The sequence below is a fragment of the Paraperibacillus esterisolvens genome, assembly GCF_046237625.1.
GTDB lineage: Bacteria > Bacillota > Bacilli > Bacillales > DSM-1321 > Paraperibacillus > Paraperibacillus esterisolvens.
In genome coordinates this window covers 305918-325958 of record NZ_CP143545.1, presented here as the reverse complement: position 1 = coordinate 325958, position 20041 = coordinate 305918, and the positions used below count along the sequence as shown (strand labels likewise).

The 20041-nt window shown below is 49.2% G+C and carries 22 protein-coding genes; 6 read left to right on the top strand and 16 right to left on the bottom strand.

The annotated features are described in order from the left end of the window. Positions 1 to 43: 43 nt before the first annotated feature. From V1501_RS01800 to V1501_RS01750, 11 genes are all read right to left on the bottom strand, one after another. Entirely contained in the window at positions 44 to 817 is a 774-nt protein-coding gene (locus V1501_RS01800) for an enoyl-CoA hydratase-related protein (protein WP_409291165.1), read from the bottom strand. Positions 818 to 830: 13 nt separating this feature from the next. Continuing rightward, positions 831 to 1610 (bottom strand): enoyl-CoA hydratase/isomerase family protein, encoded by a 780-nt coding sequence (locus V1501_RS01795; protein ID WP_409291164.1) that lies wholly within the window; start codon positions 1608 to 1610, stop codon positions 831 to 833. Next, a complete protein-coding gene (locus V1501_RS01790; RefSeq protein WP_409291163.1) occupies positions 1594 to 1911 on the bottom strand; it encodes an EthD family reductase in 318 nt (105 codons plus the stop codon). The genes V1501_RS01795 and V1501_RS01790 overlap by 17 nt, the downstream gene beginning before the upstream one ends. Positions 1912 to 2045: 134 nt before the next feature. After that, a complete protein-coding gene (gene paaD, locus V1501_RS01785) occupies positions 2046 to 2534 on the bottom strand; it encodes a 1,2-phenylacetyl-CoA epoxidase subunit PaaD (protein WP_409291162.1) in 489 nt (162 codons plus the stop codon). 12 nt (positions 2535 to 2546) lie between these two features. Then, positions 2547 to 3365 (bottom strand): 1,2-phenylacetyl-CoA epoxidase subunit PaaC, encoded by an 819-nt coding sequence (gene paaC, locus V1501_RS01780; RefSeq protein WP_409291161.1) that lies wholly within the window; start codon positions 3363 to 3365, stop codon positions 2547 to 2549. Further along, a complete protein-coding gene (paaB, locus tag V1501_RS01775) occupies positions 3362 to 3709 on the bottom strand; it encodes a 1,2-phenylacetyl-CoA epoxidase subunit PaaB (protein WP_409291160.1) in 348 nt (115 codons plus the stop codon). The genes paaC and paaB overlap by 4 nt, the downstream gene beginning before the upstream one ends. 34 nt (positions 3710 to 3743) lie before the next feature. Beyond that, positions 3744 to 4703, bottom strand: coding sequence for a 1,2-phenylacetyl-CoA epoxidase subunit PaaA (gene paaA / locus V1501_RS01770; protein WP_409291159.1), 960 nt, complete (start codon positions 4701 to 4703; stop codon positions 3744 to 3746). Further along, positions 4697 to 6055 (bottom strand): phenylacetate--CoA ligase family protein, encoded by a 1359-nt coding sequence (locus V1501_RS01765; RefSeq protein ID WP_409291158.1) that lies wholly within the window; start codon positions 6053 to 6055, stop codon positions 4697 to 4699. Before V1501_RS01765 ends, paaA begins: the two co-directional genes overlap by 7 nt. Before the next feature lie 159 nt (positions 6056 to 6214). After that, a complete protein-coding gene (locus V1501_RS01760; protein WP_409291157.1) occupies positions 6215 to 6679 on the bottom strand; it encodes a staygreen family protein in 465 nt (154 codons plus the stop codon). 192 nt (positions 6680 to 6871) lie between these two features. Then, complete coding sequence (locus tag V1501_RS01755) at positions 6872 to 7075, bottom strand: 2-hydroxymuconate tautomerase family protein (RefSeq protein WP_409291156.1); 204 nt, start codon at positions 7073 to 7075, stop codon at positions 6872 to 6874. Positions 7076 to 7095: 20 nt separating this feature from the next. Beyond that, complete coding sequence (locus V1501_RS01750) at positions 7096 to 8259, bottom strand: YbfB/YjiJ family MFS transporter (RefSeq protein WP_409291155.1); 1164 nt, start codon at positions 8257 to 8259, stop codon at positions 7096 to 7098. Positions 8260 to 8418: 159 nt separating this feature from the next. Between V1501_RS01750 and V1501_RS01745 the strand changes: the two genes are divergently transcribed. From V1501_RS01745 to V1501_RS01730, 4 genes are all read left to right on the top strand, one after another. Continuing rightward, a complete protein-coding gene (locus V1501_RS01745; protein WP_409293199.1) occupies positions 8419 to 8733 on the top strand; it encodes an ArsR/SmtB family transcription factor in 315 nt (104 codons plus the stop codon). 92 nt (positions 8734 to 8825) lie between these two features. Next, a complete protein-coding gene (locus tag V1501_RS01740; protein ID WP_409291154.1) occupies positions 8826 to 10025 on the top strand; it encodes an MFS transporter in 1200 nt (399 codons plus the stop codon). 221 nt (positions 10026 to 10246) lie between these two features. Then, positions 10247 to 10408: a hypothetical protein gene (locus V1501_RS01735; protein WP_409291153.1), complete on the top strand. Its 162-nt coding sequence runs from the start codon at positions 10247 to 10249 to the stop codon at positions 10406 to 10408. Between the two features lie 455 nt (positions 10409 to 10863). Further along, positions 10864 to 12306 carry a S8 family serine peptidase gene (locus V1501_RS01730; RefSeq protein WP_409291152.1) on the top strand — a complete coding sequence of 481 codons (1443 nt, stop codon included), beginning with the start codon at positions 10864 to 10866 and terminating at the stop codon, positions 12304 to 12306. A gap of 257 nt (positions 12307 to 12563) precedes the next feature. On the opposite strand, the gene V1501_RS01725 is transcribed toward V1501_RS01730, so the two are convergent. The 4 genes from V1501_RS01725 to V1501_RS01710 form a co-directional block, all read right to left on the bottom strand. After that, on the bottom strand, positions 12564 to 13226 hold the full coding sequence (locus V1501_RS01725; protein ID WP_409291151.1) for an amino acid ABC transporter permease: 663 nt from the start codon (positions 13224 to 13226) through the stop codon (positions 12564 to 12566). Between the two features lie 13 nt (positions 13227 to 13239). Beyond that, positions 13240 to 13878, bottom strand: coding sequence for an amino acid ABC transporter permease (locus V1501_RS01720; protein ID WP_409291150.1), 639 nt, complete (start codon positions 13876 to 13878; stop codon positions 13240 to 13242). 86 nt (positions 13879 to 13964) lie between these two features. After that, positions 13965 to 14771: a transporter substrate-binding domain-containing protein gene (locus V1501_RS01715; protein WP_409291149.1), complete on the bottom strand. Its 807-nt coding sequence runs from the start codon at positions 14769 to 14771 to the stop codon at positions 13965 to 13967. Positions 14772 to 14785: 14 nt separating this feature from the next. Continuing rightward, entirely contained in the window at positions 14786 to 15514 is a 729-nt protein-coding gene (locus V1501_RS01710) for an amino acid ABC transporter ATP-binding protein (RefSeq protein WP_409291148.1), read from the bottom strand. Positions 15515 to 16000: 486 nt separating this feature from the next. On the opposite strand from V1501_RS01710, the gene V1501_RS01705 reads away from it, so the two are divergent. Together V1501_RS01705 and V1501_RS01700 are read left to right on the top strand one after the other, a co-directional pair. Next, positions 16001 to 16438: a hypothetical protein gene (locus V1501_RS01705; RefSeq protein WP_409291147.1), complete on the top strand. Its 438-nt coding sequence runs from the start codon at positions 16001 to 16003 to the stop codon at positions 16436 to 16438. Further along, the gene (locus V1501_RS01700) at positions 16439 to 18865 is read left to right on the top strand and encodes a molybdopterin-dependent oxidoreductase (RefSeq protein WP_409291146.1); all 2427 of its coding nucleotides are present in this window, start codon (positions 16439 to 16441) and stop codon (positions 18863 to 18865) included. Between the two features lie 97 nt (positions 18866 to 18962). On the opposite strand, the gene V1501_RS01695 is transcribed toward V1501_RS01700, so the two are convergent. Continuing rightward, a complete protein-coding gene (locus tag V1501_RS01695; RefSeq protein ID WP_409291145.1) occupies positions 18963 to 19946 on the bottom strand; it encodes an aldo/keto reductase in 984 nt (327 codons plus the stop codon). Positions 19947 to 20041: the final 95 nt, after the last annotated feature.

The following is a 20041-nucleotide window of genomic DNA, read 5'->3' as shown; positions in this document are numbered from 1 at the left end:
GCTTTATTCCTTACTCTCTTCACAATCGCCAGCTCATTCGGAATCATTCCCCTCTGAAAACGGCTTTCCTCTTCTCCAGGAAAGCCTGAACACCCTCCAGATGATCAGCGGTCTTTCCTGCAATCCTCTGTCCCTGTGCGTCCCGCTCAAGAAATTGTTCAAGAGGAGTATGCCAGCTCGCTTTCAAGTTCCTTTTAATCAGCCCGATCGCCTTTGTGGGCAGGGAGGCCAGACGCTCTGCGAAGGCCTTACTCTCCGCCTCCCAGGACTCATGGGGATAGACGGCCGATACGAGCCCCAGTTCCAGCGCTTTTGCGGCTGTAACCTTTTCACCCAGCACAGCGAGTTCCATGGCCTTCGCATGGCCGATAATCCGGGGCAGATAATAGAGGTTGCCGGCATCCGGAATCAGTCCGACATGAATGAATGCCTCCAGGAAGCTCGCCTTTTCTGAGGCAATTCGGAAATCACAGGCAAGGGCCAGGCTCATGCCCGCTCCCGCTGCCGCACCGTTCACCGCTGCAATCACCGGCTTTTCACAGCGGTCAAGTTCAAGCAGCATCGGATTATACCGCGTCCTAAGCACTTCGCCGTGATCCATCTCATGGGAAACCCCTTCAAGATCCTGCCCGGCACAAAATGCCCGGCCGGCGCCGGTAATGACGAGTGCCCTCACATCACTGGCGCGGGAAGCCTGTTTAAAAGCAGCCTGAAGCTCCCCATTGAGCTCTGCATTAAAAGCATTCAGCCTGTCGGGCCGGTTCATGGTGATATAAGCCACATGATTTTTCACTTCATATAGAACAGTCTCATACACGTTATGTAACCTCCTATTTTCCTTTGAACTGAGGCGGGCGTTTTTCTTTAAAAGCGCTCATGCCTTCTTTCTGGTCCTCGGATGAAAATAAAAGATAAAAGTTCTTCCGTTCATACTGCATCCCTTCATACAGAGAATAATCCACCGCTTTCAGGACAGCCTCCTTAATCAGCCTGATAGAAAGCGGCGCCTGTGCTGCCAGGTTCTCCGCAAAGCGAAAGGTTTCTTCAAGGAGCACTTCCTCAGAAAAGACAGAATTGATGATCCCGAAGTGCAGAGCTTCCCGGGCTGATATCCGGCTCTCGGTCATCAGCCATTCCATAGCCTTGGTTTTGCCGGCAAGCTTGGTCAGCCGCTGCGTCCCGCCTGCACCCGGCATGATTCCGAGCTTCACTTCCGGAAAGCCGAACTCGGCGTTTTCTGAAGCAAATAGGATGTCACAGCAGAGGGCGAGCTCAAAGGCCCCGCCGAGCGCAAAGCCGTGGACGGCGCCGATCACCGGTTTCTTCACGAGGGCCAGACGGTCCCAGTCCGTAAATTGATTCATGGTCTCAAGCATCACCGGATCTGCTTCCATCATTTCATCAATATCTGCTCCTGCTGCAAATGCCCGGCCCCTGCCCGCTAGGACGATGGCTTTCACAGCAGGATCCCGGTCCCATGCTTCCATCGCTGCCAGAATCTCTGCAATCATCTGCCGGTTCAGGGCATTCAGCACCTCCGGGCGGTTGAGTTCGATGAAGCCGACCTCCCCAATCAGCGACGTTTCAATATATTCAAAGCTTCTGCTCATCCAGTTCCTCACCGATCATCATTGTGATCAAATCTCCCGCAAAGCTCATAACATCCTTGCCGGATGCCCGGCCTTCATCAGACTTCATGCCGGCCTTCAGCGCCTCATGACTGTCATAATACATCTCACACATCAGGTAATACTTGCCTTCTCCGCCCATTGGACTTCCCGTGATCCTAGTAACCTCCATTTTCCGGAGACCAGGAATCTTCGCCGTCAGCGGCGCATGTGTCTCAAAATAGTGCTTATCAAAGGCTTCTTTGTTTTCAGGATGCTTGTATAGGGCTATCAGTTTTACCATATGAAATCTCTCCTCTTATTTAAAAGTCTGTTTTGGCTATCGAATACGAAGGTTGACTTCCGTTCCAGGCACTCGCTTAACCATGTATTCTCCTCACAAATTAAACATCAGAAAACAGAATCTTTAGATTAGTGTTACATAAGTGTGGATACTGGCTTCATCGCCTCGAATGGATTTTTGCATCCCCTGCAGTAGAGGATGCTCCGGCACGCGGTGGGGCCGAATAGATTTTCCATTGTGGTATAGGTGGAGCCGCAGTAGGGGCAGTCAGCCTGCCATTCTCCGGATTCGCTTATCAGGCGGGGCGGCGGGGCGATGCCAAATTCCTTCAGTCTCTGCCTGCCCGTGTCGGTTACCCGGTCGGATGTCCATGGCGGATGAAAGGCGAAGACTGCTTCCACCCCCAGGACTCCCGGCAGGCAGCCGACTGCAAGTCTTACATTCTTCTTTATAATCTCAAGGGCAGGGCATCCCATGAAGGTAGGCAGCAGCTTAACAGTAACAAATCCTTCCGGCGAGATTACCACTTCCTCCGCCATTCCCAATTCAATGATGGAAATCGTATCAATCTCGGGGTCCTTGACCGAATTCAGAGCTGCTATCACTTCATCCTTTGATACCATGCATATCCCCCCTCACCAGCTCGCCGCCTTATCCAGACGGTATACCTCCGACAGAGTTTCGAGCGCCGCATCCAGGTCGGCTGTATGTATCCCATCACGGCCGTTTCCGCTTCTTGTGCCAAACGACTCCGGCATCACGAGCCCAAGGGTCTCATATACCGGAAGAATTCCCTGAAGCCAGCGCGACTGCAGCTCCTTTCCCGGATCAATCAGCTTCAGCCTGATCATATCCGGCTCCTTGTCACCGAGCATAAAAATCCCGCCCAGCTCCTCATACACCCGCATCATGGCCGCTTCCATCCTCAATCCGGCCTCACCGCCGGCAGCTACAAGCTGTGTGAACCATGTTTTCCAGTGCAGAAGATGGTAATAGAGCTCGATATTCACCTTGACGGCTGCCTCTGCAAGCGGAGTGTAAGACGAATTTTTCAGGACTTCCATCTTCACTTTTTTTGCGCATGTATAAAAATAGCATCTTACCACTGTGAAGGCCCAGTCATACTGCGGCTCTTCCAGATAAGTTCCCGGGCCGTTCACAAGCTCGAGGAGCACCGCATTCCTGCGCTCAGAAGCAGGGCGGCCGTGTGCCAGATCATTGGCATCCCCGCAGCCGAGTTCCTCAAGCAGCTGATAAAACATCGCTGCATGCCCCATCGTATCCTGGCTTATGGAAGAAAACGCCACATCCTCCTCGATATGAGGGGCAAGGCCCAGCCATTCAGAGCCGCGGTATGCATGGATGAAATCATCATCCGCCAGCTGGAGGAGAAGCTCGGTGACAGCCCTCAGGAAATCCCCATCCTTTATAGCATCTTCACGCATCATCCTCATTTTTCAGGCTCTCCTCCCCACGACAGGATTTCCTTTTCATCCAGCATGCCCTGCTCATAGGCACGCCACTTCTTTTTCAGGTATCCATACCCTTTTGTATTGCGGTAATCTTTGTTATCAAGCCTCTGGAGGGCCTGGCGTTCCTGCAGGGTCATCTTGCGGATATCCTCCCTTTTTACGACCCAGATATCAGATGCAGGCTCCCTTCTCATGAAGTTTTCCTGAGCCATCACCAGGGCAAGCTCATGGTTAGGCGCAAGCAGTGAAAATTGGTATTGAAGCGGGGAGGTGTCACTGCGCTTGCTGAACACCTCGAACTCGCTGTAAAAACTGTTGCCCGGCACTTTCTCTCCTCCTTTTGGCACGGCTAGGGCTCGCTCAAGCTTTTCTGCCCAGCGCCTCGATGACCCATTTGTTAGAGTGATAGGATATTTCCCGGAGCCGCAGCCGATCCCTCGATTTCGGCCCTTTATTTCGGATGATCTGCTTGAACACTTCCCAGTCAGGCTGTCTGTACTTCCACTTTCCTTCCGATGCATCATAATGCATCGTCTCATCGGGAAGCTTCAATCCGAGCGAGAGGACCCTCGGGATATATTTTGTGAAAAAATCCTGCCGCAGCTCCTCATTCGTCTTGGTCCTGATTCTGTATTTAATAGTGATGTCCTGCTTGGATGTCCCAGTCGTCGATGCATCTCCCGGCCCGAAGAACATCAGCAGGGAATCCCACCAGCGGTCTATGGAATCCTGGATCATGGATCTTTGTTCCGGAGTGCCTTCCGCGAGCGCCATAATTATTGCCTCCCCGTGCTGGGCGTGGAAAACCTCCTCGGCACAGATCCTTTTCAGGGCCCTGGTATATGGACCATAGGAAGCGTTCAGCATATTGGTCTGTGTGATGATGGCTGCACCGTCCACAAGCCAGCCGATGAGACCGGCATCTCCCCATGTCCGCGCCTCCATATGAAAAACGTTATGGAACTTCAGCTCTCCGGAAAGCAGGCTGTCGATGATATCCTCCCTCGTTTTCCCGAGCGGCTTCATCAGATCCTCCGTTACCCGGAGCAGCAGCTGCCCATGGCCCATTTCATCCTGGACCTTTGCCATGATGCCGAGCTTCCTCGAGAGGGTGGGTGCCTTTGGCACCCACTCTTTTTCAGGGAGCGCCCCCATGATCTCACTGATTCCGTGCATGGAAATCAGCTTGATGAGCGTCAGGCGGTAGTCATCAGGCATCCAGTCATCTGCTTCGATCTTTTCGCCCGCTTCGATCCGCTCCATAAAAAGGGCACATTTTTCTTCCTCTGACATCACATCACTGAAAAAAGAACTCACCATGCGTCTTTAACCTCCTCCTGTTCTTCAATCTCTTCATAAACGCCCGTCCCGCTGAGGTCCCCTTTAATCAGTCTTACAGCCTTTCCTTCTGATCTCGGAATTGTCTTGGGCGTGTGGATCTTCACCTCCATGGAAATGAGGCAATGACTTTTCAGGACTGCCGCAATGCGCTCCTCCAGGAATCGGACGGCTTCCGACCGAGCATTCCTGCCTGCTTCCGCAAAGAAAGACTCACTCATTTCCACCTGGAGCTCGAGCATCTTTAACGGGCCCCTCTGCATGATTCTGATCTGGTAATGGGGAGAAAGCTCCTCAATCCCGAGGAGACAGTGCTCAATCTGTGAAGGAAATACATTCACGCCATTGATGATCAGCATATCATCAAGCCTTCCTTTTACCCTCGACATCCTCGCTGTGGTCCGGCCGCAGAGGCACCGCTCCCTTGTTATGGTTCCAATGTCCCCGGTCCGGTAGCGGATGATCGGAAATGCTTCCTTCGTCAGGCTTGTAAACACTAGCTCTCCCTCCTTCCCGTCAGCCAGGGGAAGCAGCGTGGCTGGATCGATAATCTCAAGCAGGAAATGGTCTTCCGCGATGTGCAGGCCATCCTGTGCCTCATGGCATTCACAGCCTACACCAGGCCCGATCACTTCGCTGAGGCCGTAGATGTCACAGGCTTTGATGCCTAGCTTTTCCTCCAGAGTTCTCCTCATTTCCCCGGACCACGGCTCTGCACCGAATATCCCATATTTAAGTGAGGTGCCGCGCGGGTCCTTTCCCATTTCCTCCATGCTTTCCGCGATATTCAGCGCGTAAGAAGGAGTCGCACAGATTACATCCGGACTGAAGTCTTCAATAAGCATAATCTGTCTCGCCGTGTTGCCCCCTGATATAGGAACGGTTACCATGCCGAGTGCTTCGCTTCCGTAATGCAGGCCGAGTCCGCCGGTGAACAGCCCATAGCCATATGCGTTATGCAGCACCATTCCGGGTTCACCGCCGGCCAGGGCTATCGAACGGGCTGCGAGCTGCCCCCACATCTCAATATCCCTTTTTGTATATCCGGCCACAGTCGGTTTTCCGCTTGTACCGGAGGAAGCATGAATCCTGGCCAGGTCTTTGCGCGGTACCGCCAGCATTCCGAACGGATAAGCATCCCTTAAATCGGATTTAACTGTAAAAGGAAGCGCTTTCAATTCTTCCAGGAAGTTAAGCTGTGTGAAATCCTCACCCAGCTTTTGGCGGTAAAAAGGAACCTGTCGATATGCCCTATCCAGTGTGTGCTTAAGTCGTTCAAGCTGCATTTCTTCAATAAACTGCCTGTCTTCCGTTTCAAAGCTATGAAGAATCAAAACATCTCCCTCACTTTACGGATAATTTATATCACGTTATATATACGCAATATAAATTTAATGTTATATTTTAATCCAAAGATACCTTGTATTTTCCTCGATGTCAATTGTTTTCAGAAAATTACAATAAACATTTCCAGTATTCCACTGCCCCTGATCTCAGGAGGCATTTAAATAATCCTGAGGAGTCCCGTAATAGAAAATCCCTTGATATTCAGGGAACACAGATTGATAGCGGATATAAATCGGAGCTGATAGGAGCTCTGGATAGCGTTGATACAGACCTGCATCTCCATAAATTATTCCCTCTAAGGCTGTCTTCATCTCTTTCTTAAAAATGCTATAACGGAAGCTTGAAATCTCCTTTTTGAATTCTCCGGCGTCCACATACGCACTGCCCCATAGATATAGATTTCCATCACTCCCTCCCTTCCAGGCAGCCAAAACTTCATCCCGCAGGCCCGGATTAATAGCCTTATAGTTATAGACCAGTCCAATATCCAAAAAAAGCTGCCCCGTCACATCGGAATGGGTAAGCGTATATTTCCTCCCAAGCATCGGCCATAAAGGCCCCGCCGGTTCGATCAGCCGTACCGTCAATTTTTCCGGATGAAATCCAGACATAAGCTCCCTCCTAAGAATTCCCGAATATTTATGGATATGCCGGCCGCTGCCGCCATGCCTGGGGACATGGAGGGATAAATAGGAAAAAGGCCTTTTCGGGAGATACCTTAAATCCTGTTCTATCTCTTTTTTCCGCCGAATGCATAAAAATAAGCCTTCATCCTAGGACGAAGGCATAAATCTAAGAATCAATCATTTTCCGTTCTTCCGGCGCTGAGTGACCGGTTCCCCGCCAATCCCCCAATTATCCGTATGCACCTCATCTATAATGACAACGGTCGTTTCAGGATCTTTATCAAGCACATCCTGCAGCAGCTGTGTTACTCCCTGGATCAGTTGTGCTTTCTTCTCGGAAGTCACATTTTCATTCGTAATCTTAATATTGACGTACGGCATTCTCTTCCCCCCTTTCATCATCATTGTGTTTCGCAGCCTATTCCCTTCACCAGCAGCAGGGCACCCAGGAAGACGATTCCAGATGCTCCGGCAAGCGCCGCATCAAAGTTGTGCGTGCGGGCCGCCATAACTCCGGCAGCAAGCGGGCCAGCCATCTGGCCAGCCGCATAATAAGCTGTCAGCTTCCCGAGTATCCGGCTGCTGTCCCGGGGCTGGATTTCACGGGCCAGGGTAGCCGCGAGAGTGGTAATCCCCATAAACGTCGCGCCGAACAGAGTGCTGCTGATCCATATTCCGGGACTGCCGTGCCACCACACAGGCATGATGATGCCAAGCGCCTGGAGTAACATCGCAGAAATCAGCGTTTTGACATATCCGAACCTGCGGGCAAAGGCTGACCAGAAAATGCAGGACGGAATGGCAGCCAGCCCTGCGGCGAGCCAGACATAGGCAGCCGGAATGCTGCGGGATGCTTCCTGATCTGCAATCGCAACGATAAAGGTTCCTGTTACGATATAGCCGAGGCCTTCCAGTCCGTAAGCCGCTGTCAGCCAGGGCAGCCATTTAACCGGTGGAAGCGGCCGCTTCTTTACAGCTTTTTCTCCAGCCGCCTGACGCGGGGGAGCTTCCTTGATCCACAGCCAGATGAATACCCACAGAACTAAACTGACTGCAGCGAGCCCCATCCAAATCCCCCGCCAGTCATATACTTGATCAAGGCTTGGTATAGCGACGCTTGACAGGACCATCCCTATCCCGACTCCCCCATATAGAATACCTGACCAGCTGGTCCTGCCCCGCACGGCGAGTTCATCAAGCACAAGGCTTGAAGCCAGCACAAAAGCAAATGCACTGGCCATACCTGATAGAAACCTCAGAACATGCCAGCTGAAGGGTGCCGCAAAAATGGCCATACCGGCTGTTGCTGCGATGCCTGCAAGCAGGCTGACCCTGAGATAGGCAGTGCGCCTCCCCTCAACAGGAAGCCTGCCCGCAAGAATAGCTCCTAAAAAGTATCCTCCATAATTACTGGCAGCCAATAATCCAGCAGCCCCATCGGAAAAAGAAAGCTCCTTTTGCATCAGCGGGAGGATGGGCGTATAGGCAAATCTCCCAATCCCCATGGCCAAAGCAAGCGCCAGGATCCCCCCGGCGAGCATGGGCAAAGGCTGTTTGAACATCATGCCGGCTCCTCCCCTTTTTAACTCATCTTATATTCTACCTTTTTGAGCCTTGAATTTAAACGGATTCACTTATCGAATTTCATTCATCATACGGTTCCTCTCCCCTCCCCTAATTGCCTCAAATTGACATATCGCATTTATTCGATATACAATACACCCATGAAGCCGATTGAATTGATTAAAGTATTATCAAACGAAACCCGTCTGAACATTTTACAGTGGCTGAAGGAACCGGAAAAGCATTTTCCCAAGCAGCAGGCTCACCTTCCAAAGGAGGTCAGCATAGAGGGAGGGGTTTGCGTTGGGGATATCCAGGAAAAAGCGAAGGCTTCTCAATCCACGGTTTCACACTACCTGACCATGATGCAGAAGGCCGGCCTGTTAGAGGCCGTGCGCTATGGACAATGGACGTATTACAGGCGCAACGAAGAAACAATCCGTAAGTTAGCCGAATTTCTGAACACAGAGATATGAAAAGAACGGAATAGTCTCCGTTTTTTTTATTTCCTTAAATATCGAGAAAATTAGATATTTAGATTTTTAAATAATACTGGGAGGTACCATCTATGGATCATTCAGCACAGAATGCAGCACTCAGGAGACAGCATACACTCCTTATATTTACTCTCACCCTCCTCACCTTCGTATTAGGTACGAGTGAGTTTGTAATTGTCGGGCTGCTGAAGGAGGTGGCATCTGATATAGACATCTCTGTGGCTGCGGCCGGCTCGCTGGTTTCAGGCTTTGCGATTGCCTATGCTGCAGGCACCCCTATCATCACAGCCTTTGTCAGCAGGTTCCCGAAGTATCCGCTCATGCTCTCTCTACTTTGTATCTTTATAATCGGGAACATTGTCAGCGCCGTATCGGGGTCGTTCTCCCTATTAATGGTCTCCCGTATCATCACAGCTGTGGCGAGCGGTGTGCTGACTGCACTGGCCATGAGTGTAGCAAATGATGTGATGCCTAAGGAGAGAAGATCGTCTGCCATTGCCTTGATATTCGCCGGCTTTACCATCGCCAATGTCATGGGTGTGCCGCTCGGTACCTTTACAGGCCAGCTTGGAGGATGGCAGTTAACATTTTGGCTCACTGCTGGACTTGGAATACTCGCTCTTATCATCAGCATGCTGGTCCTGCCAAGAGATTTGCGGGGCCAAAAAAGCAGTTTAGCAGATTCGATCAAGTTATTTACCCAGCCCAGGATTCTGCTCGCTTTCTTCATCCCGATTTTCTGCTTCACGGGAACGTACAGCATCTATACCTATATAACACCCATCCTGCAAGACGGATTGCACATCTCGGCCCGTTTCAATGGAATCGTATTGCTGGCATATGGCCTATTCTCCATTTTGAGCAATGTGCTCGCAGGAAAAATCGCCCGGCATAATGGAATCGGCAAGCTCCGCTATGTCTTTCTCATCCAGGCTGCTGTCCTTGCTTCCCTATACTTCACGATGGATTCAGCGTTCCTTGGGCTGGTCAGCATCATGCTGATCGCGGTCATGCTTTATGCCATGAATGCCTCCATTCAGCTATACTTCATGGACTTAGCCAAAAAGTATTCTCCCGGGGCCCAGGACTTTGCTTCTTCCCTGACTCCTGTGTCCGTCAATATCGGAATTGCCTCCGGTTCAGCACTCGGCGGGGTGGTTGTATCTTCAGGCAGCCTTACTCACCTGCCATGGGCCGGGGCATTGGCTGCCCTTGCTGCTTCCGCTCTTGCCTTCATTAACTTCAGGCTGGATAAGAGCGGCAAAAATTAACCGTTTAAGAAGCAGCACAGGTGAAAGGTATAAGAAATAAAGGAGGATTCTTATGCTATTAAAAAAAGCATACAGTTCCCCTTGCAGCCGCTCTATTCCTAACCGGATCGGTTACCCCTTGCTGCACAGCCTTCCCTATTGAACCGGCACATGCCTCAGCTCAAGGAGCGGTGATTGAATTTGAGGACGATACAGCATAGAAGGACACGGTAAAAACCCGCATGAAATTCATGACAGTGCGTATCATAGAAAGCTTCATCCTCTATAAGACCAAGCGTACAGACATCCAGGACCAATGGGGACCGGCTCCAATGCCAAGGACAACTGACAGCCCGTTTGACATCTGCCAATATGGGCAATCCGGGCTGCGGCTATTCATATGACAAGAATAACATCGTAAAGGAAATCCGCTTCTTCGGCACCAATGTAGAGCGGTCATAATCTTGGCGGCATAACAGCCGCAGTTCTCGGAAAGAAGCTTGGCAGTGCGGATTATATCCGTAGAATCCCCGGGACAGGGGAGAAAAGTTAATTTATGAAACAGGGAATTATAAGCTGCAGTTTGTAATCGGGACCGACAGAACAGCGGATCCTGTAAACTTAAAATAACGGACTGAAAACAGCGGCCGCAGGGGCTGCTGTTTTATTTTTTCCCTATTAATCAAACGTTTGATTAAACTCGCTGTCTCCTCTCGCACTGCACGTTCCATGCCGGAGGATCAGCCATTCCCTTCTCTTTTTTCAAGCAAAGTCGCGGCAAGTTTTCCCTGCCTCCCGCCGTGCCTGCCTCTATTATTTCTGAATAGCATATAGGAAAAAATAAAGGCAGGGACAGCCATTGATAAACATAGGAAAATTACTGGTAGGCTTCCGGGAACAGGTATCTGCCATCACAAAGGACAAGCTCCATAGAAAGCTCGGCGCAAAAATCATTAAAAGATATCCTCAAATCAATGTGGATGTCATTGAAGTGCCGGCAGGGGAAGAGAAAAAGTACCGCAGCCTGTATCTCCCCCTTCCGGATGTCGCATACGTGGACTTTAACTGTCTGCGCCAGCCCTCTTACATTCCAAAGGATCCTTATTACTTTAAACCTGCACCCACAACAAGCGATGGCCCGCAAGATCAGTGGGGCCTCCGGAGGATCAAGCCGGACCGCGCTTTTGATAAAGTGAAGAATCTCCGTCCTGGAGCGAGAGCTGCCATATTGGATACAGGCATTGATCCCAATCATCCCGAATTAAAGGAGAAGATTATCAATCCAATCAACTTTGGTTCGGCTGATCCAAACGATTATATAGACCGCGACGGTCACGGAACACATGTAGCAGGCATAGTTGGGGCTGTTACAGACAACCGGACCGGCGTTGCCGGGACAAGCTTTAACACGTCCTACATCATCCCGGTCCGACTCGGGAATGATTACTTCACCTCCGAAGCCATCCTGGATGCCATCTTCTACTCCATTGCAAACGGAGTGGACGTGATCAATATGAGCTTTGGCGGCCCAGGCTATAACCAGGCTGAGCAGAATGCAATCGAAATGGCATGGAACAGGGGAATCGTCCTCGTGGCGGCTGGAGGAAATGAAGGACATGAAGCGCCAAGCTTTCCTGCTGCCTATAATTTTGTTTTAGGAGTAAGCGCAACAGATAAAGAAGACCGCCTGGCCCCTTTTTCCAACTGGGGTGTTTATATCGGCATCACGGCTCCTGGCACCGCCATCCTTTCGACCACACCGGCTTATCCTGTACCAAATACACTTCCCAACTATGATGCCATGCAGGGCACTTCAATGGCCGCCCCTTTCGTAAGCGGTGCAGCCGCCCTGCTGCGCGCCCTCTCTCCGCAGTCCCCGAACCAGGAAATCGTCCATGCAATCCAGCGTTCTGCACGTCCTATTGATACCGATCAGAAGGAGTGGGTTACATTTTATGGATATGGATTACTCAATCTAAGCAAGGCCGTGAGATTACTGAAAAAGAACCGTTCTCATGATTGGGATCCACTCGGCTCGTTTTATGGACAGGCCGTGGATGTAAACAGCCAGCCGCTTGAAAATACGACCATCATTGCCTTCAGCAATGAGACCAACCAGGAAGTCCGGGAATATATGACAAAGGCAGACGGCATGTTCCGCCTTTTCAACCTGCCTGCCGGCAGCTATCTGATCGGCTGGGTGCCACAGGGTTCAACAGAGGCTGAGACACTGATTGAGAACATTGAAATTGTGCCAGGAGCTGATTTATTCCTGAAGCTCGTTATAAAAAACATTGAATAAGATTTTGCCCGCTTTGTTATTCCCATTACCAGTAAAACGGATTTTGTTTTTAACAAGGTCATTTTTACAATATAATTCCGCTATGGAACAAGATGGTAATTTCCGCTGCAGGCGTTCGATATCCGGGGGGGCGGGAGTCTCGCACCTTCCAAAAAGACTGATTAACTGTCTTTTTTAAAAAATCCTATTTAAAAGACCGGCCAGATCCTTAAGAAAGTAAGGGTTGGCCGGTCTTTTGTTTCAGTGCTAAATAATATTTAACTCTGTTTTAACTCCAGTCTTCTAGCAATCTGTGACAGAGCATAGTTCACGATGAAGTACATCAGTGCCACAATCAGGAAGACAGGGACTACATAGGATTCTTTCTGAGCATAGAGGATTTGTCCGTTATGCAGCAGATCAGGCAGGGCAATGACGACTGCGAGTGACGTATCCTTCAGCAGGGAGATGAACTGGCTGACGATTGGCGGCACCATCCTTCTTAAAGCCTGCGGCATGACGATGTAGCGTAAGGTCTGGACGTAGCTCAGGCCAGACGAGCGCCCCGCTTCCACCTGCCCCTTTTCAATGGAGTTGAGGCCGCTTCGGATGATTTCCGACAGCATGGCCGCTTCGAAAACGGTCAGGGCGGCAATGGCTGCAGTCGTGATTTCCATTTCGATGCCGAGTTCAGGCAGGGCAAAATAGGTGAAGAAGATAATCAGCAGCAAAGGGAGATTACGAATGGTCTCAACAATGACGGCAAGGACCTGGGATACAACCGGGATCTTTGCATACCTTAGAGTTCCTACCACAGCCCCGATGATAAAGCTGAGCACAATCGAAATGGCTGCCACCTTGAGCGTGACCAGGAAGCCTTCAAGCAAGAACTTCAAATGACTCGGTGTGTATACTTCAATGAATGGTGCTAAAAAGTCCATAGGGTGCACCTCCTCAATTGCTTCTGGCCAGGCGTTTTTCCAGGTACCCGACGCCAAAGCTCAAAGGAATTGTCAAAATTAAATAGAATATACCAACAAACACATATGTATCCACGTAGGCGAAAGTCTTGGCATTGATCAAATCACCCTGATACATCAAATCTCCGCCCGCTACTACAGCCAGCAGGGATGAATTCTTGACCAGGTTGATGAACTGGTTGCCAAGCGGCGGGATGACGATCTTAATTGCCTGCGGCAGGATGACGAGCCTCATGGCCTGTCCATAGCTTAAGCCCGATGACCGGGCGGCTTCCATCTGCCCCCTCGGCACAGACATGATTCCAGCACGGATCGCTTCAGCGATAAAGGCGGCCGTATAGATGGTAAGGCCGATGGTGCCCGCTGTAAACCCGCCGAAATTTCCGGCCAGATAGGTAAAGAACACGATAACAAGCACAGGTATATTCCGGATGAACTCAACGTATGCAGTCCCAATCCAGTTAAGCGGCTTGAGCGGCGCAATGCGCGTGACAGCGATAAGCGTTCCCAGCAAAAAGCTGCAGGTCAAAGCGATTAAACTCACATAAATCGTATTAACAAAACCATCTAAGAATGAGTCCATATTATCTGTAAGTATAGAGATATCCAGCAAACGATCTCCTCCTAATCAATCAGGATGAGAGATGTCCGGAGCAGGCCCGGACATCAGCTCATCCTGATCAGAAACCTCAATATAGATTACTGCTCTTTAATCCACTTGCTCTTGATCTTGTCATATTCCCCATTATCCTTAAGGGTCTTCAGCGCCTTGTTCAATTCATCTACAAGCTTCTTATTGCCCTTCTTGACAGCGATGCCGTATGGTTCTTCCGTAAAGGTGCCGCCAACCAGCTCATAGGATGGATCTTCTTCAGCCATACCGTAAAGGATGGCATCATCGGTCGTTAACGCGTCACCCTTTCCTGACTTCAATGCAGTAAAGGCCTCTGCGTAGTTTTCAAATTCAAGCACTTCTGTATCTGGAGCTTTTTCACGGATATTGACGGCTGAAGTGGATCCCTTGACCGCAAGTACCTTCGTACCTTTCTTCAGGTCATCCAGTCCTCCCACCTTGCTTCCCTTTTTCACAAGCAGGGACTGACCGGCGTCAAAATAGACATCTGTGAAATCAACTTCTTTTTTACGCTCTTCATTAATGGTCATCGTGGCCACGACTGCGTCCACTTTGCCGTTATTTAAAAGGCCAACCCTCGTTTTAGAGGTTACCTCTTTGTATTCAGGCTTTACATCAGACCCGAACATTTCTTTTGCAAGCGCCGCAGAAAGGTCAATATCGAAGCCTTCCACTTTGCCTGTCGACGGATTCTTCAAGCCGAATAGACGGGTATCATGCTTTACGCCAAATACAATCTTCTTATCTTCCTTGATCTGGGCAAGAACATCCTTGCTTCCTTCCTTTGAACCGCCTCCGCCGCATGCAGAAAGCATGAGCGCAGCCATGGTTGACACCAGTGCCATTTTAAAGACTTTTTTGTTTCTGAACATCTTTTTACCCCCTATTAATGATTTAATATACGGCTGAGGAAAATTTGAGCCCGCTCTTCACGGGGATTCTCATAAAAATCAGCCGGAATTGCTTCTTCCAATATTCGTCCTTCATCCATAAATACGATCCGGTCGGCCACCTCACGGGCAAAGCCCATTTCATGGGTCACGACAACCATCGTCATCCCTTCCTTGGCAAGTGCCTTCATGACGTCAAGCACTTCGCCGATCATCTCGGGATCAAGAGCCGAGGTCGGTTCATCAAACAGCATGACCTCCGGCTTCATCGCAAGGCCCCGCGCAATCGCAACCCGCTGCTGCTGGCCTCCTGATAGCTGCGATGGATACGAATCCGCCTTCTCCAATATTCCTACCTTTTCAAGATAGTGCCTGGCCGTTTCCTTCGCTTCCTGCTCAGACTGCCCCAAAACCTTCATCGGGGCAAGCGTGATATTCTGAAGCACGGTCTTGTGCGGGTATAAATAAAAGTGCTGAAACACCATCCCGATATTGCGCCTGAGTTTATTGATGTCTGTCTTCTTATCTCCCACCGATATCCCGTTCACCGTCAGGGTCCCGTCCGAGATCGTCTCCAGATGATTGATACATCTCAGCAAAGTGCTTTTCCCTGAACCTGATGGTCCTATTACTACTACAACTTCACCTTTATTGATGGTGAGATTGATATCTTTCAAGACTTGAAAGTCCCCATAAAACTTATTCACTTTGCTAAATTCAATCATTCGCGGCCTCCTATAAAAGCTAATATATGTATGTATATTTTATTATCAAAAATTTCAGAATTAATTAAATTATATTCATAGTCAGCCAGTTAGTCAAATTGTGACATTTTACTCATAAAAAGATTGATATATAGCTTGAACGATTCTTTTATCATACTTATCATCTGCAATCTGCGAAAAATCGGTGGGAATGCCCGTAAACGAGCAGATAGGACCGGTTCTATATTCCTATAAAATAAATACTGGAGAATAAAAAAAGCTCGGCAAAGCCATGAATAGGCAGGGACGAAAAGCCCTTCCCAGGCCCGAAGTTCCATTTAATAGAGTACCCGGATAGGTATTCCGGATATTTAATCGCAATGACTGGCTATATTGACACTAAGGATAACTTTTCCCCGAACCATCTGCTCTTAACCTCAGCGGTGTTTATTCTGTTCTATTTAAAGGTAATATTGTTAAAAATGGTCCGGAAAGAAGGAGAGGTATGTGACTCAATTACAAGCCCTTTTTTTAAAGATATTAAAAAGCACCAGAGAAATACTGACAGAAATAAGACCCTATGATCATCCCCTTTTGACCCTGCTTAGAGCATCCCTTCAAGAGCAGGAGAAGGTTCTCAATATGCTGATACCCAGCCTGGCAGATAAACAGGAAATTGAGCTAGATACAATAAAGGAATACATAAGTATCGTGTATCACAATCATGAAATATCCTTTCCGATTTTCAGGTCCTGGAAAAGAGCCGGAACATGGATGAATTTATTTTCCCAGACGACTGCAGATCAATTAGAACCGAAATTCCCCGAGATGAAAAAGATTCTGGAAGCCATTGCACGGGAGCTTAAGGAAATCTACGGCCTGGAAGATATCAAGTATGTGGTGCCTGCTTTCTATCTTCCGGCATATCAAAGGGAGGAATTCTGAATGAGCTGGGAAAATGAACGGATTGACAGTCTGGTATATACACAGGGTGAAGTTGATAAATGGGTTTATAGTACGTGTAATATTTGTTCCATAGGCTGCGGGTGTTATACAGCTGTGAAAGATGGGAAGATTGTGGGAATCAAGGGAAACGGAGAGCATCCTATTAACAGGGGAAGGCTTGGGCCAAAGGGGGAAAATCAATGGTATGCGAATAACGCACCGGACCGGTTAAAGACTCCCCTGGTACGCGGCGCTTCAGGGAAATTAACACCCGCTTCCTGGGATGAGGCGATGAATTTAATCGTTTCCAAAGCAAAACAATCATTGAAGGAAAAAGGGCCGGACAGCATCGCAATCTATTCTACTGGACAGGGCTTTTTAGAGGATTACTATACCATCGCCAAGGTAGGACGTGCCGGACTCGGCACCCACTTACTGGATGCAAATACACGGCTTTGTACCGCAACCACTGAATTCTGCCTATTACAATCATTCGGGGCAGACGGGACACCAGCTTCATTTGACGATGTGGATGAAACCGAAACACTCATGCTCTTTGGCCATAACGTTGCTGAAACCGGAACTGTTTTGTTTGAGCGGATTATGGAGCGCAAGAAACGAACCGGAAAACCTTATATCATTGTAGTGGATCCGAGAAAAACACAGACTGCCAAAGAAGCTGATCTGCACTTACAGCTTTATCCGGGTTCAAATGTTGCATTGCTGAATGGACTCATCAATGGGATCTTAGGCAAGGGGCATATTGACTCTGCATTTATTGAGAGGCATACGATTGGTGTCAATGATATGAAGGAGTCTGTTTCAGAATGGACTATAGAAAAAACTGCAGCGATTACAGGTGTACCTGAAAATCTGTTATTAGCAGCAATCAATAGATTGGGAACTACTCCGTCCTTAGTGACGACTACTCTTCAAGGGACTTTTCAAAGTGCGGATGCGACTACTGCCTGTGTGGCTATCAATAATCTGCATTTAATAAGGGGACTGATAGGCAGGCCGGGCTCCGGGCCTCTCCATATGGCAGGCCAGCCGAGTTCGTCAGCCAATCGGACTGCCGGAGGAGTCGGAACTTATCCTGCCCAGCGGAATCCAATGAACCCAAAGCATATTGAAGAGATGGCACAAATATGGAATGTAGATAAAATATCGCTTCCTACAGGACCGGAAAAAGGGATTGAAGAGCAGATTGATATGATGGAAACCGGGGATATCAGCTTTTTTTGGAATATCGGAACTAACCCGATGGTTTCCCTTCCCAACCGGGACCGTGCCAGAAAAGCATTTGAGAAAACATTTGTGGTGGTTCAGGATCCGTTTTTGACCGAGACTACTGCCGTTGCAGATGTAGTGCTGCCTGCAGCCCTATGGGGCGAGAAAGAAGGAACCATGGAAAATGCAGACCGCACAATCAATCTGCTCCGAAAAGCAGTCGAGCCGCCCGAAGGCGTTAAATCGGACCTGGATATTTTGCTGGATTTCGCCAGCCGGATGAATTTTACCGATAAAGACGGCAATCCGCTGATCAATTATAAGACTCCCGAGGAATGCTTTGAGGAATTTAAGATCGTCTCCAAGGGACGTCCTTGTGATATGTCGGGCATTACCTATGAAAGGCTGGAGGCCCATAATGGGTTAAGATGGCCAGTCAAGGATGCTGCATCTTTGGGCACTCCCCGGTTGTATGCCGATTTTGTCTTTCATACAGCGGTTGATTATACCCAAAGCTTTACAAAGGATCAATTTACAGGCAGGCCGCTGACTAAGTTAGAGTTTGCGAAAAAGGAAGCAAATGGACGGGCTATTATTCATCCCACCCGATTTCTGCCGCCTGCGGAACAGCCAAACTCAGAATTTCCATATTGGCTTACAACCGGACGTCTTGTATGGCATTGGCATACCCGGACAAAAACAGGCAGGTCTCCCCACCTTCACATGGCAGCCCAGCACGGGTATGTAGAGATCAACAGGGAAGATGCAGAAACATTAGGGATTGTACAAGGGGAAACGGTGCGTATATCCTCTCCAAGAGGGTGGATACAAGTTCCGGCCCGGATTGGGGATGCTGTCCAAAAAGGATTGCTATTCGTCCCCTTTCACTTTGGAAGCTGGGAAAAGAAAGAAGCCGCAAATGAACTGACTGCCGAATTCGTGGACCCTCTGTCAAAGCAGCCAACCTTTAAACAATCCGCCTGCAAGATAGAAAAGCTGCGAAAGGAACATATTACGAGCGAAGGCGAATCACTTCAATATATCGCAGACCAATACGGCTTGACTGTGGATGACCTGATCGCTGCAAACCGCCTGACAAACCCTTACACTATTCAAATGGGGGAGACACTGGAGGTTCCGCTGTCTGTTATAAATGTTCCAATTCCCCCTTACATGCCATATCGACAGAAGGTTTAGTCAGCTGTTCGTTTAATAAGGTAAAAAAGGGACCTCAGGAAAAGGTCCCTTTTGTTTACAATCCTATTAAAACGGCTGCGCCGCTCCTGCCTACCGTTCAATCAACCGGCAGAGGAGCATTTGGCGCGACCAGCTCTTTTTCCTTCAGCTCCTGCCAGAAGGCAGCCGGAATTTTTTCTTTCGAAGCCGCCACATCCTCCTTAACATGCTGAGGCCTGGTAGAGCCAGGAATGACAGCTGCTACCGCCGGATGCGCCATTGAGAACTGAAGCGCGGCGCTTTTTACGCTGATGCCGTGCTTCTCGGCAGCCTGCTGAATTCTCTTTGCTTTTGCGGCAATGTCTTCAGGGATTTTCCCATAATCAAAATGATCCCCTCCAACCAGCACACCAGAATTGAATGGCGCTCCGACCACAATCTTCACATTCTTTTCTACTGCCCTCGGCATCAATCTTGTCAGGGCATACTCATGATTCAACAGCGTATAATGGGTCGCCTGCAGGCAGATGCCAGGCTGCAGTTCCTCCAGTTCCATGGCCAGCTCAATCGGCTCTGTATGGTTCACTCCAAGACCCCACGCCTTCACCACGCCTTCTTGCTTAAGGCGTTCGAGGACACGGAATGCCCCCCTTCTTGCAATATCAAACTGGCCGACCCATTTGTCACCATGAAAATCAGGGGAAACATCATGTACATACACAAAATCCAGACGGTCCGTTTTCAACCGCTCCAGGCTCTGCTCCACTGACCGAAGTGTTGCCTCTTCACTATAATCCGTCGTCACCTTATTCTTGCGGCCGTACTCAAACATCCCTTCCTTTTCTTCCATCTCATCCTCAATGACCCGGCCTACCTTCGTGGATAATAAGAAATCATCACGCTTATATTGTGAAAGCACGTCTCCAAGCCGAAGTTCAGCTAATCCCGCTCCATAAAAAGGCGCTGTATCGAAATACCGGACTCCCTCTTCCCAGGCAGTCTCAATCGTGCGTCTAGCTTCCTCCTCCGGAACATCCCTGAACATATTGCCAAGCGGGGCGGTTCCAAATCCCGGTTTCCCTTTAATTAAGCTCATAATCATTCCTCCAATTAAAAGATAAGACTAGTTTTTACTGCTTCTTAACAATAGACAGTCTGCATTATAAAAGGGCTGCTTTCATTTAATTCCTTGTCTGG

Bases quoted from the DNA above. Each gene is read 5' to 3' on its own strand.
- V1501_RS01795 (WP_409291164.1), bottom strand. From the start codon at position 1,610: ATGAGCAGAAGCTTTGAATATATTGAAACGTCGCTGATTGGGGAGGTC.
- V1501_RS01790 (WP_409291163.1), bottom strand. From the start codon at position 1,911: ATGGTAAAACTGATAGCCCTATACAAGCATCCTGAAAACAAAGAAGCC.
- paaD (WP_409291162.1), bottom strand. From the start codon at position 2,534: ATGGTATCAAAGGATGAAGTGATAGCAGCTCTGAATTCGGTCAAGGAC.
- paaC (WP_409291161.1), bottom strand. From the start codon at position 3,365: ATGAGGATGATGCGTGAAGATGCTATAAAGGATGGGGATTTCCTGAGG.
- paaA (WP_409291159.1), bottom strand. From the start codon at position 4,703: ATGGTGAGTTCTTTTTTCAGTGATGTGATGTCAGAGGAAGAAAAATGT.
- V1501_RS01760 (WP_409291157.1), bottom strand. From the start codon at position 6,679: ATGTCTGGATTTCATCCGGAAAAATTGACGGTACGGCTGATCGAACCG.
- V1501_RS01755 (WP_409291156.1), bottom strand. From the start codon at position 7,075: ATGCCGTACGTCAATATTAAGATTACGAATGAAAATGTGACTTCCGAG.
- V1501_RS01750 (WP_409291155.1), bottom strand. From the start codon at position 8,259: ATGATGTTCAAACAGCCTTTGCCCATGCTCGCCGGGGGGATCCTGGCG.
- V1501_RS01745 (WP_409293199.1), top strand. From the start codon at position 8,419: ATGAAGCCGATTGAATTGATTAAAGTATTATCAAACGAAACCCGTCTG.
- V1501_RS01740 (WP_409291154.1), top strand. From the start codon at position 8,826: ATGGATCATTCAGCACAGAATGCAGCACTCAGGAGACAGCATACACTC.
- V1501_RS01735 (WP_409291153.1), top strand. From the start codon at position 10,247: ATGAAATTCATGACAGTGCGTATCATAGAAAGCTTCATCCTCTATAAG.
- V1501_RS01725 (WP_409291151.1), bottom strand. From the start codon at position 13,226: ATGGACTTTTTAGCACCATTCATTGAAGTATACACACCGAGTCATTTG.
- V1501_RS01715 (WP_409291149.1), bottom strand. From the start codon at position 14,771: ATGTTCAGAAACAAAAAAGTCTTTAAAATGGCACTGGTGTCAACCATG.
- V1501_RS01710 (WP_409291148.1), bottom strand. From the start codon at position 15,514: ATGATTGAATTTAGCAAAGTGAATAAGTTTTATGGGGACTTTCAAGTC.
- V1501_RS01700 (WP_409291146.1), top strand. From the start codon at position 16,439: ATGAGCTGGGAAAATGAACGGATTGACAGTCTGGTATATACACAGGGT.
- V1501_RS01695 (WP_409291145.1), bottom strand. From the start codon at position 19,946: ATGATTATGAGCTTAATTAAAGGGAAACCGGGATTTGGAACCGCCCCG.